The organism is Vibrio pomeroyi (assembly GCA_041879425.1).
Classification (GTDB): Bacteria; Pseudomonadota; Gammaproteobacteria; order Enterobacterales; family Vibrionaceae; genus Vibrio; species Vibrio pomeroyi_A.
The window spans coordinates 375,620-387,892 of record CP090855.1 but is presented as its reverse complement, the minus strand read 5'-3'; the positions used below and the strand labels follow the sequence as shown (position 1 = coordinate 387,892).

Genomic DNA, 12,273 nt, shown 5'->3' with positions numbered 1-12,273 from the left:
GCTTAATACAAGGTCGCTCCTTACAAAGACAATTCAACAAGCTGAACACTCAAATAAAAATAAGTCGATAAGGTAATAATATGGATAGCGCGCTACTTTGGGCTTTTATTCCCACGTTTTTCTTTGTATCAATCACGCCCGGCATGTGTATGACCTTGGCGTTAACGTTGGGCATGAGCATCGGTTACAAGCGTACATTATGGATGATGGTCGGTGAACTGGCCGGAGTTGCTGTGGTTTCGGTCGCCGCAGTATTAGGTATCGCTTCGATTATGTTGAATTACCCATGGCTGTTTACAGGCTTCAAATTTGTGGGCGCAGGGTACTTGTTCTATTTAGGCGTTCAAATGTGGCGTTCAAGAGGCAAACTGGCAATCAGTACTGATAATCAAGAGGCTCAAGTGAACAATGATTGGGACTTGGTGGTTCAAGGCTTTGTTACTGCGATTGCTAACCCGAAAGGTTGGGCGTTTATGATCTCTCTGCTTCCTCCTTTTATTAACAGCAGTAAAGATTTAGCACCGCAGTTATTCATTCTAGTGTCGATTATTCTTGTCTCTGAATTTGTGTGCATGACTCTGTACGCGACAGGCGGTAAGAGTCTTAAACATATGCTCGGCAAGGCAGACAATGTGAAATTGATGAACCGCATTGCTGGCACGCTGATGATGGGCGTGGGTGTGTGGTTGTTCGTGAGTTAATTCTGGTTAGCCTACAACGAGAAGAGATCCCCGACTCAGTCGTTCCTCCTTCTCGAGGATGACGAGCAATTGGGATGATGAGATCGAGGGCTAGGGCTCTTGTTTCAACCTAAGATTGATAGAATAGAAAAAGAGCGATAGGGCAATTAGCCTTATCGCTCTTTTTGATTTTACTTAGCTAGCGAACAGAAGCTAGATAGCAGTGAGATTACTGGCCTAGCTAGATTTGCTTATTAAACCGCGATTTCACCACCGTCTTCACGGCGAATGACAACCGTTGATGCTCTTGGGCGAACATTGCCTTGAGTTTGCGCCGTCGCATCGTTTGATGATGGCCAGTTTGCAGGGTGTTGAATGTTCACAAATAGTGATTTGAAGTCTGGGCTGATAGTAAAGCCAGTCACTTCACATCCGTTTGGACCAACAAAGAAGCGTTTAAGCTGTGCTTGGTTGTTTGCATCAATCACCGTGCTGTTGCCTTTGTCATCCGTTAACTGAGATGGAACCACAGCAAGCATTTGGTCGTTGGTGTAGCCAGTAACTTCATCTGCGCCGTTATCAGTCTGAATCCACAGGATGCCACGAGCATCAAACGCTAAGCCATCAGGGCTCGCGAATTGGTTCATGTCTGTTAGACCAGAGCGGTTGATAGACTTGTCTTCCACTGCAGGTGAACCGAATACAAAGATATCCCAATCGAATTCGCCCGCCGTTTTGCCTTCATCCCAACGGATAACATGACCAAACTTGTTGTTTACGCGAGGGTTCGCTGAGTTCGCTTCTTTACGCTTGTTGTTATTTGTTAGCGTTAAGTAAGCGGTACCTGTCATCGGGTCAACAGAGCACCATTCAGGGCGATCCATTGGCGTTGCACCTACAAGGTCGGCTGCGCCTGCGGTATTAACGATAAGTGCCGCTTGAGAATCAAACGTATCACCTAGCTTGCCACCGTTGGTGGTCTTGCTGCTCAATGTTAATGGCAACCATGTACCTGAACCATCGTCGTTGAACTTAGCGACGTAAAGCGTGCCTTTGTCCATGTACTTGTCACCCGCGCTTAGGCGGTTTCTTGGCTCAGCGTCACGCGGGTCCCATTTCGCTTCAGAAACAAATTTGTACAGGTATTCGAAACGAGAATCGTGGCCAGAGTAGAATACGATCGGCTCGCCTTCAGTTAACTTACCAAATGTACAACCTTCATGACGGAAGCAGCCTAGAGCAGAACGCTTCTTCGCACGAGAGTTTGCTGTGTATGGGTCGATTTCAACAATGTAGCCGTGACCGTGAGCTTCGTTACGGTAATCGTCCATTGGTGAATCAGCGGTTGGTGTTACGTCAAAGCGTGCAAACTCATCCAAGCGTTCTTGTTTGTCACCAGAAAGCGTGTCCCAACCGTAACGTGTTTTATCTGTTGCGATACCGATACGCTCTTGAGCCGGTGTCGTTGTCCCTTTATTAACGAAGTAACCCGGCCAGTTCTCTTCACAAGTTAGGTAAGTGCCCCAAGGTGTGTAGCCGTTGCCACAGTTGTTTAATGTGCCGCGAGCTTGGCTGCCGTCTTGTGAGAATTTCGTTTTGGTAAACTCACTGTGAGCGACAGGGCCAGAAATATCCATTACGGTCGCGCCTGTGTAGCGGCGGTTAAGCGGATCGTTATCGACCATTACCCATTGGTTGCCTTCAAGCTTAACGCGAACCACACTCACGCCGTGAGCATTGATCTCTTTGCGTACTTCATCAATGTTAGGACGAGCGCCTTCATTGTATGTCGGGCCGTTAGCGTGCAGGGCTTTTTGGTCAATGTATTCGTGGTTGATCACCAACAAACCATCATTGCTGTTGCCAACAAGCGGGAAGAAGTGCATGCCATCGTGGTGCATTCCCAGTGCGTTGGCTTGGTCTTGTGCGTTGTTTGTACCGTCTTTTAACCAAGCATTACCTTGCTTGTTAAGTGGCGTGCCCCAAGGAACGAGCACTTGTGCTGTGTAGCCTTTCGGTACGACAACACTGTCAGTCAATGAGCCTTTAACCGATTCAAACGCTAGAGTTGCGGTGCTTTTCTGCGCGCCCGTTGCTTGCATTGTTGCGGCGTTAGCTGTGCTGTGACCCGCTAAACCAAACGCGCCAAAAGCGGTCATTGCACTGATGCCTAAACCTCCTTTTAACACGTTTCTTCTTGAAAGGTTTGCATCTAGAACTTCTTCGAAGGGTTTGTTTTTACTCTTGTTAAAACGAGTGCTATCAAATGTTTCCTTGCTCATCGCGACTGCTTCCTATTGGCTGACTTTATTATTCGTTATTTATGGCTTATCCATCTACTAACTAAATGGTTAATAAGTTGGGTAAATGTGTGACCAATCGTGAAGCAGTTAAGTGACAGATTTTTATAGTTTTTATTAAGCTTTTGTTTCTGTAGCACGATTTTTGCCATAACACTTCTCATGCAAGACAAAACACTTGGGGATTGGGTTAGAACTGTGTATAAATGCTTAATCAAATGAAAAGAGAGACAGTTATGAAATTAGATAAAATCGAAAACAAAAATCGTCGCCTACGCAAAAAGCTATACCTAGGTGAATTCGCGATTCTGGGTTTTGAAGTAAGCTGCAAGACATCGATTGCTGATTTTGACCAATACGATGTGTTCATTGATGAGTTCATCGATTTCATCGACAGCATCGGCTTATGCTTTGGTGGCGGTGGCCTAGAGCTGTTTGAAGGTTTCTTGTGTTCTATCGAGCGTTACCGTTCTGTCACTGAAGCAGAACACCTGCAAGTTGCACAATGGCTTGAAGCGCGTGCTGAAGTAACGAAAGTTGAAGTAAGCGAGCTTATTGACGCAAACTACGCGTTCTAAATTGATGTTGTGCTGTTAGCTTTGCTTAGAGGTCTACACGGCTTTTAGAACAAGCAACAATACACAAAAACAGAGGCCGAATCGGTAAATCGATTCGGCCTTTTTGCGTTTTGATTCTTTCCTATTTGCTTTTTAGTGTTTCCCTCTTGCTTTGTGATGCGACTAATTTCTATTAAATATCAGATAGCTATGGCTACTTGTCTGGGCTGTAATAAGTTTTGATAAACTTGTGAGACTTTTATGAGAATTCAATGAAGTTGCTGATAGATTTGATCGCCATTCTTAGAGTCAACAACACCACAGTTCGTGGCTGACTAGATAACACGTATTTCGATGTTATTGATTCACCGGTCACGAAAGGACTCGATAAAGGATGGAATCAAAATGAATAAACGTACTCAAATCAGCTTAGTGATTGGCTCAGCGATGTTCGCTTTTGGGGCTGTTCAAGCTCAGGCAGCCCAACTTGAGGTGACTGTCACCAATGCCACAAAAGGGATCTACTTTACGCCAATCTTGGCAGCGGCTCATGATTCAAGCTTGTTCATGTTTAGAGCGGGGGAGACAGCTTCTGCTGAGTTGGAATCCATGGCGGAAGGAGGAGACATCTCGGGGTTATCTGGTGTCATCGCCAATGCGGGTGGTGTCGTCGTTGAAAACCCTGCTAGCGGCATTCTTGACCCAGGTGTTGCGACCACATTTGATATTGATACTGGCGATCTGGCTTACTTGTCACTCGGTGCGATGTTGTTGCCGACCAACGATGGCTTTGTTGGATTAGACAGCTGGAAGATCCCAACTCAAGCAGGTACCTATAAAGCCACGCTCAATGGCTATGACGCAGGGACTGAAGCCAATGATGAGCTGGCTAGTAGTATGCCAAATCCTCCCTTTATTAGCTTTGGTGCTGGTGGTACAGGTGTAGAGACTGCCGTGTCTAACGCTAAGGTTCATATTCATCCGGGCAACATTGGTGATAGTGATGCTGCAGGCGGTATAAGTGACCTTGACAGCAGTAGCCATCGCTGGTTAAACCCTGTGGCAACCATCACGATCGTTGTGAAGTAAGGGGGATGTATGAAAGCTAGAATTTTATTTATCGCAGCTTCTGTTGCCGTATTGGCTGGTTGTCCTGATGATGACGATGATTACTACCGCTACGATGTGAGTGTTACCAACCTCACGCCCAACCAACCTATGTCACCACTTGCGGTACTGACGCACAACACCAGTTTTGATCTGTTTGAAATCGGCCAAAGTGCTTCCGTTGACCTTGAATACTTAGCTGAAGGCGGCAGTAATGCAGAACTCATCGCGCTCAGCAACAGTGACGCTAATGTTTATCAAGGCATCTCAGGCAATGGGCTGATTCTATCCGGAGAACAAGACACGGTGTCTATTCGTGTCGACCCTAATCAAGAAGGGTATATCTCTGTTGCTTCAATGTTAGTGAACACCAATGATGCGTTTGTTGGCGAATCTGGTTTATCGCTGAAATCGTTAGCGGTGGGCGACACGTTTGTTATGAATATGAACGTGTGGGATTCAGGAACGGAGCTCAATGACGAACTTGCAGCAACGATTCCTGGGCCTGCAGGCGGTGGGGAAGGTTTTAACAGTGATAGAAACGATAGCGATGTAGTGAGCTTCCACTCAGGTGTCATCAGCCAGGATGATGGTCTTGCGACCTCAACATTAAGTGGCAATCATCGTTTCCTTAATCCCGGTGCACGAATCACGATTACTCGCACAGAGTAACTGAGTGAACGCACGATGAAAGAATTCCTGCTCTGTTCCGGTCAATTGAAAGGTGGATAGACTCCGAATAGAGCAGGGATAATGAACAGTGCTGCGGTAAATTTGATGGCAAACATATTGTTGGTTGAAGACGATGATGATTTGGCTGAGCTAGTGCAGATGCACCTTAAGTTCCAAGGGCATGATGTTGTAAGAACCAACTCAATTGAAAAGGCTCAAGCGTTATATCAGGGAAGACAGTTTGATTTGATCGTGCTTGATCGAGGCTTACCTGACGGCGATGGCCTTGATTTCTGTCGATTGTTACGCCAGCAAGAAGACTGGACGCCTGTGCTAATGCTCACTGCAAGAGATACTGAGCTAGATAAGGTGTCGGGCTTAGAAGCTGGGGTTGATGACTACATTACTAAGCCTTTCAGCGTTCTCGAGTTTCAAGCTCGCGTGAGGAACGTGCTGCGTCGTTTAAGTCACTCTGAAGCGACAGTGAAAGAGTCGCAATCAACCGAACCCGTAATGAGTTTTGGCGGGCTTACCATCCAACCTGAGCGTCATCAGGTTTCATTGAACAATCAAGATGTCCCACTGACAGCAACCGAGTTTACGTTACTTCACTTTTTAGCCACCCGACCGGGGCGCGTCTATAGCAAAGATGAGCTACTGAATCACGTTTGGAATACCGATCATTCTGGTTATCACCACACGGTGTGTAGCACGGTTAACCGATTGAGAACCAAACTGGCGATGCCGAATAGCGACGATGACTTCATCAAAACCGTTTGGGGTGTGGGCTATAAGTTCGAATCGAAAGTTTAGGCCTATGTGTCGCGTCCTAAGTTTAAGAGCCATCGAGGAGAGAACATGAGTTTCAAATCGCGTTTAGTGCTATTTACCAGTTTGTGGTTTCTGCTCGTAAGTGTGGTGATTGCCTACACCTATCATTGGCAAAAAGAGACCATAGAACAAAGAACTAAACAGAGCTTACACAAAGAGCTCGCGGTTCACATGCGCGATGATAACCCGCTAATGATTGGCACGGATTACAACCCCAAAGCCCTTAAATCCATCTTTCACACCTTGATGTTGATTGGCCCAGACTTTGACATCTACTTTCTCGACAGTCAGGGCAATATCACGACGCACGCTGCGCCAGAAGGCACGGTCTTGGCAAGCCAGATAGACTTAGCACCCATTAAACAATTCTTAAACGACGAGCCTTACCCGATTCTTGGCGAAGACCCGATCAATCCTGATTCTCGTAAGGTATTTTCCGTTGCTGCGATTGAAGAGTTGGGTTCAACGGTGGGGTATCTGTATGTGTTGATTGGCAGTAACCGCCACACTGTGATTGCCAATTCACAAGTCGATACACCTTATATGGCGTTAGCAGGGCTTATGTTGATCTCTATCCTAGGTTTTGCGATTGGCGCTTATCTGTTGGTAAAACGTAGCCTGTTGAACCCTATTGAAGAGGTCACCAATAAGCTACAACAGCAAGCAGAACAAGATTTCCGTCTTGACCCTAATTTCATCCATCAAGTACCGGAGTTGGTGCCGATTGCTCGTTCTTATCAGTTGATGGCGAAACACATTCAACAGCAATTCTTACAGCTTGAGTATCAGTCTTCGCATCGTAGACAAAGCTTATTGCAGTTAAGCCATGATTTGAAAACACCGTTATCAAGTGTGTTGGGTTACCTAGAAACATGGAAGATCCAAAATCCACACTCGGATCCATTAATAGATGTGGCTTACCGCAATGGCAATAAACTGTCTGAACAATTGCATTCACTTCTCGATAGTGCCAAACATGACAATCCTGTTCCTACCTATCAATACGTGTCGATAGATTTGAATGGGTTACTGGGTGAGTGCTTAGACACGATTCAGAGTCAGTACCGCCATAAAGATGTTGAACTTAAGGTGCACATGCCTGATGGAGTAAAAGCGGCTGGTGACAGTGACTTGCTTGAAAGGTTGATTTTGAACTTATTAGATAATGCGTTGAGGCATAGCCCAAGTGGGACAGCAGTTTCACTGAGTGTTGATTTAGAACCGGATTCGAAGCGGGTGAGAGTCGTAATTCACAACGAGATAGAGCAAGAAGCACCGAATGGTTCATTGGGCATAGGAACCAAGATTGCTCAGTCGATACTGATGTTGCATCACAGTGTGCTAGAAACAACAAAAGCAGAGAACTCATTTCAACAAAGCTTTTACTTGCCTTCGATATAGTTCTTTCTGCCTGTGGTATTCGCTAGGCTGCTTTTGAATTGCAGCCAGCTAAAGGTTAAGCGAGGTTACGCGTCTTTCTTCTCTTCGTTGCCTTCATTTACTTTTGCGTAGAAGTGAAGCAACTCAGTTAACTCTTTAACCCAACCGAATGCATCTTTAGGTGCGTTCTTTAAGATCTTCTCTACTTTCTCGCAGTGCACTTCAATCGCAATAGCTTCTTCAAGGTTGAAAGAGATTGAGTAGAAGTGCCACAGCAGTAGGCGAGTCATACGCTCGATGTTTTGCTGTGAATTGTCTGACTCAGAAAACGCTAGGTTTACTTCGCCAAGTGCAATAGCCGTCATTCGTAGCATCGCATCGAATTTTGCCGACTGCATGCGCTCTTCGCTGGTCACTTCTTCTTGTTCGAACGTGAACAATTCTGTCATTGCGTCTTCAGGAACAAGGCGATGGATCATTCTTAAACTAAATTCTTCTAGTTCATGGCGAGGCATGGTGATTAAACAATTTAAGGTGTAGTCGCGTTGCATGGTGTTCTCTTGAATCTGCAAAAAGGTCGGACAGTTTAATGGAGAAGCGAGCTTAGAAAAAGAAGATTTTAGGTAAGCCTACCTTTGTAGGCTTATCTGGATGCCACGTACCTGAAAAGTCGCCATCGAATTGTTTGAAATGGTGAATATTAAAAGCGCTACGCTTTGCTATGACTTGGCGGCTGGTAATGCATGGATTGGTCGCTTCTCATGAAGATATTGCTCGCGACTAAGCTACCAATGCAAATAGAACCAAGGGCAAGCCAAGTCATTGCATCTGGTACTTCGTTAAACAATGGAATTGCCAATAGTGTTGCTACGGCAGGTGTCGCGCTTCCAAACGCAGCAGAACGCTCTGCCCCTAAGGTATTAACCGCATATAGGTAAGTGAATGCGGCAATCAAACCCGCTCCAACACCTTGTACCATTGAATGAATGGCTAGCTCTGCGAAAGGCCAGTGAGCGATAGGGGTATCCATTAAATGGCTAGGGAGCTTACCGGTGAGGATCAGAAGCATTAATAACAAAGTAGAGCAGAGAGAAATGAAACCCGCACTGACCAAAGCATTTAGGTTGGCAACACGAGCGGAGATAGTGAAGGTTGCCCACATCAAGCTCCCGCACAGGAACAGCAAGTGACCTTTGGTGTATTCAAAATTGAAGCTACTCAAACTGCTCCCCAAGAAGAACGCAATACCAAGTAACACCAAAGCTAGGCCAACGATTCGGTGGTGGCTGAGTGGTTGCTTGAAAAAGAGCACCGCAATCCCGGTAACAAACAGAGGTAGTGTTCCGGGCACTAAAGCACTGCCGTGAGAAACAGGAACAAACTGCATGGCTGTGCCTGCAACCAGCAGATAAGGCAGGCCACTACCGACAAACATACCTGCTAAGTAACGGTTAGGCACTGCAGTAATGGCACTACGCGCTTTCCACACCAAAGGTAATAGTACCAAGGCGGGAATAAGGAAGCGTGTGAGTGCGATATCTGCAGGTGTTAAAGCTGAATTCGCGCCGCCTTTTAGAGAAAGGAAAAAGCTCGCCCAGATCAGCAGAGTGACGGTAATTGATAGATAACCAAGATTCATAATAAACAATCAAAGTGAATGATGACTCATTATGAGGGAGAGTTCGTGCCTCAAGTTGGCAAGTTTCGTTCTAACTCACCCTATCGTTGAGGATTTTTGCTAATATTCTTTCAATTGTTAACGAATTTAACTAATGAATGGCTTTCACTATGGACAGAATTGATAGACATCTTCTCGAGTTGCTGCAAAAGGACGGTAGATTGACCACGGCAGAGTTAGCCGATGAAGTCGGCTTATCCCCGTCACCTTGCGCAAGACGTATCAAAAGGCTAGAAGAAAAGGGCATTATCGACGGTTATCGCGTGAGCTTGTCGCGAGAAAAGGTGGGTGTGGCGATGAGTGTGTTTGTCGAAGTGAGCCTAAACAACCACCAAGAAGTGTCGATCGATAAGTTCGAAGGTGCGATTGTCGAGATGGAGGAGGTGATTAGCTGCCATGTGGTGTCTGGCGCTTACGATTATCTGTTAGAAGTCGTTAGTCCGAACTTAATGGCCTATGAAGCGTTTACCAGAAAGCTTCAACGTCTCTCTAATGTTAAAGATATCCATACTCATCTCGCGATAAGACAAGTAAAAGGTAACGCGCCGCTTCCTGTTTATACCGACTAAGCAGAGGGAAAGGGTGAGTGTTATCGAGTAGAGTGAGCTGAAAACGAAATGGTTTGATCTTTGAATAACAATGCGAAGGTGACCAAAGATCTTTCCCAAAATGACAAACTCACGGCAATAAAAAACGGAGCACCTCGTGAAAGGTACTCCGTATATGATAGGTGCAAAACTTAGTGATACTTAAAGTGAGAGATTGAACAATCCCCAGTTTGTGCATTAATTCTGAATGAAAAAGCATGTGAATGGTAATCCACACCATCATTCCAAATTGTTTCTCCAAATATCTTACATAGCTCTAGCTCACTTACTGAACCGAACTCTTCCATGTGTTTAGCTACAGATAAAAGTTTACCTCTTATCTCTGCAGTCCATTCCGTGTTACTCAAGCAGTTGAAAGCCATAGTTTTTTGCATATTACCTAGCCAAAATGTTTCTTGTTATTAAGTTATATGAAGATTCATGATAACAATTTTCTGGCGTTTGTAAATCTATTTTGTGATGAATATCTCACATACTCGCTTGCATTGATTGGAAATTGAACTTTATTGTTGATAGTTAGCACATTAGCTTTACAACTTATTGATAAAGCATTGATTAACGATTTAGGGGAGTGTTTGGGTGAGAACGGTAGTCCGTTATCACAATAAATCCAGTCGCAAAGCAGTGAAAGTAGGGTTTGGATTTTAGTCTGGTACGTCGTTTTGGGTGGACTTTGAGTGGCGCGCTTCATCTATCATAGTGGCTTCTTGACGATACTTTGATGACAGCTGGCGGAATTTTTCGCTGAGTGTATGGAGATCTTGAGAAAGTGATTGTGAACTTGCCACATGCACCTGTGCGCTTTCTGATTGGCGCGGAAGCTTGGCCTTTGTGCAGTGCTTGGCGACAGCCTGCCATGAACGAGTGAGCGACTGAGCCCCTTCAAGCTCTGTAGATACAACGTATGCCTGCTTGAGCAAAACCTCAGACACATCATAAGCGGTATTCATGTGACTTTTGAGCTGCACATTAAACCTTTCTTCGTACTTTGCCCAAAGCTCAATGATCTGTGTTTTGGTGAAATGTTTAGAGAGTAGGGTTTGGGAGTCATAGGTGGAGAGAACTTGGTTGAATTCTTTGGTGTATTGATTGTAACGCCCTTCAAATGCCAATTGGCGATCCAACAGTATTTGCCAGTTTTCACGATCACAATGGCTTGCGAACGCGAGATTAGCACTTAAAGGTACACTCACAATTATAACCTTCACCCAAAAACGCATGACTTTCCTCTACTTACCTTGTTCTCATTAGAGAGTATAGATGAGTGACAGCATGAGTTGATGTACACTTGAACCATACCTAAAACGGAAGAGCTGGTGGATTTGATGAAAAAAGCGCTGATCGCTTTACTTGTGTTGTTAGTACTGGGCGGAGGAGGAGCTGCGTATTACTTCTTCGTTATGAAAAAAGACCCAACACCACCAGAAAAAATTGAAGAACCCGTTGCAGAAGTTGCTCCACAGTCTGACGTAGACTTAGAACCGATCATGGAACTTAAACCTGAGCCACAACAGACAGAGTTTTACGTTCAAGATAGAAAACTAGAAGTGGTAGAACAGCCAGAAGTTGATGGCTTGATAACCGATTACCTCTATAAAGGCGAAAAAGTCGAAGTATTAGAGAAGCAGGGGGAATGGGCTCGCATCTCAGATTACATCGTCTTAAAAGAAGGTGGTCCACAGACTGCTGAATGGGTTTCGATGTCTGGCTTATCTAACGATGAAGTGATTATTTCTGAGAAAGAAAACAAAGAGATACTGGACTCTTACTTGGTTAAATCCGACGACCTTAAGATCCATCAAGAGAAGTTTCGTAATACGGTCGCTAAGCTGATCTCTGAAGGCGAATGTGCCCCAAGTGATTTCGAAGAATTAGGCGGCTGGGTGAAATCGGTGAAGTACAGTGACCGAGATGTCTATTTTATCTATTGCGGTGGTTTATCTCTTGAAAATAAAATTTATTTAGATGTAAATACAAATGAAATATTTACTAAGTAAGATCCACTCCGTTATTAATATTAGATGTATTAATAGCGATTAATCTTTCTATTTATTGATTTAGACCGAAAGCCGACTCTCAACGAGAGTGGGCTTTTTTATTGCCCATATGTTTTTATCACCTAATCAAACAGTTAGTGACTATGAATTTAAGCATTAAATTATATTGAACTCGATATAGGTTAGCTTCGATAGATTTATTAATAAGAAATAATGGGCAGGTTATTATTTGCACCGTCAATTGTTTAATTTTCCAATGTTGCATTATTCTTGAAATAAGTTAGAGAACGTCATTTTATTTATGATAAACAATGGCTTATCGGCTTGGTGATATAATTGAAGTTAAATAAAAGTACATAATATCAGTAGCTTACTGATATTTACATGCTCATAACATTTCATGGGTTTTGAGATGCAAGTCAAGTTTTGAGTCATAACATCAAAATATTTTGTATTTGTAATA

At 44.4% G+C, this 12,273-nt stretch carries 13 protein-coding genes; 8 read left to right on the top strand and 5 right to left on the bottom strand.

The features are described 5' to 3' along the window. Positions 1-80: 80 nt before the first annotated feature. Positions 81-701, top strand: a complete 621-nt coding sequence (locus tag L0992_17775; GenBank protein ID XGB69879.1) for a LysE family translocator — start codon at positions 81-83, stop codon at positions 699-701. A gap of 233 nt (positions 702-934) precedes the next feature. Here the strand turns inward: L0992_17775 and L0992_17770 are convergent, their stop codons facing one another. Continuing rightward, positions 935-2,962, bottom strand: coding sequence for a PhoX family phosphatase (locus L0992_17770; protein XGB69878.1), 2,028 nt, complete (start codon positions 2,960-2,962; stop codon positions 935-937). A gap of 254 nt (positions 2,963-3,216) precedes the next feature. Between L0992_17770 and L0992_17765 the strand changes: the two genes are divergently transcribed. The 5 genes from L0992_17765 (at position 3,217) to L0992_17745 (ending at position 7,548) form a co-directional block, all read left to right on the top strand. After that, positions 3,217-3,558, top strand: coding sequence for a YggL family protein (locus tag L0992_17765; protein ID XGB69877.1), 342 nt, complete (start codon positions 3,217-3,219; stop codon positions 3,556-3,558). Between the two features lie 384 nt (positions 3,559-3,942). Further along, positions 3,943-4,626, top strand: coding sequence for a spondin domain-containing protein (locus L0992_17760; protein ID XGB69876.1), 684 nt, complete (start codon positions 3,943-3,945; stop codon positions 4,624-4,626). A gap of 9 nt (positions 4,627-4,635) precedes the next feature. Beyond that, positions 4,636-5,316, top strand: a complete 681-nt coding sequence (locus tag L0992_17755; protein ID XGB69875.1) for a spondin domain-containing protein — start codon at positions 4,636-4,638, stop codon at positions 5,314-5,316. An 81-nt stretch (positions 5,317-5,397) separates the two neighbouring features. Continuing rightward, positions 5,398-6,129: a response regulator transcription factor gene (locus tag L0992_17750; protein XGB69874.1), complete on the top strand. Its 732-nt coding sequence runs from the start codon at positions 5,398-5,400 to the stop codon at positions 6,127-6,129. 45 nt (positions 6,130-6,174) lie between these two features. Continuing rightward, positions 6,175-7,548, top strand: a complete 1,374-nt coding sequence (locus L0992_17745) for a HAMP domain-containing histidine kinase (protein ID XGB69873.1) — start codon at positions 6,175-6,177, stop codon at positions 7,546-7,548. A gap of 65 nt (positions 7,549-7,613) precedes the next feature. Here the strand turns inward: L0992_17745 and L0992_17740 are convergent, their stop codons facing one another. Beyond that, positions 7,614-8,078 carry an exoribonuclease R gene (locus tag L0992_17740; GenBank protein XGB69872.1) on the bottom strand — a complete coding sequence of 155 codons (465 nt, stop codon included), beginning with the start codon at positions 8,076-8,078 and terminating at the stop codon, positions 7,614-7,616. A 158-nt stretch (positions 8,079-8,236) separates the two neighbouring features. Continuing rightward, a complete protein-coding gene (locus tag L0992_17735) occupies positions 8,237-9,166 on the bottom strand; it encodes a DMT family transporter (protein XGB69871.1) in 930 nt (309 codons plus the stop codon). A gap of 149 nt (positions 9,167-9,315) precedes the next feature. On the opposite strand from L0992_17735, the gene L0992_17730 reads away from it, so the two are divergent. Next, positions 9,316-9,774, top strand: a complete 459-nt coding sequence (locus L0992_17730; GenBank protein ID XGB69870.1) for an Lrp/AsnC family transcriptional regulator — start codon at positions 9,316-9,318, stop codon at positions 9,772-9,774. Between the two features lie 170 nt (positions 9,775-9,944). Here L0992_17730 and L0992_17725 read toward each other — a convergent pair whose 3' ends face one another. Together L0992_17725 and L0992_17720 are read right to left on the bottom strand one after the other, a co-directional pair. Further along, complete coding sequence (locus L0992_17725; protein ID XGB69869.1) at positions 9,945-10,187, bottom strand: hypothetical protein; 243 nt, start codon at positions 10,185-10,187, stop codon at positions 9,945-9,947. Between the two features lie 270 nt (positions 10,188-10,457). Continuing rightward, complete coding sequence (locus L0992_17720; GenBank protein ID XGB69868.1) at positions 10,458-11,033, bottom strand: hypothetical protein; 576 nt, start codon at positions 11,031-11,033, stop codon at positions 10,458-10,460. Between the two features lie 96 nt (positions 11,034-11,129). On the opposite strand from L0992_17720, the gene L0992_17715 reads away from it, so the two are divergent. Continuing rightward, positions 11,130-11,810, top strand: coding sequence for an SH3 domain-containing protein (locus tag L0992_17715; protein XGB69867.1), 681 nt, complete (start codon positions 11,130-11,132; stop codon positions 11,808-11,810). Positions 11,811-12,273: the final 463 nt, after the last annotated feature.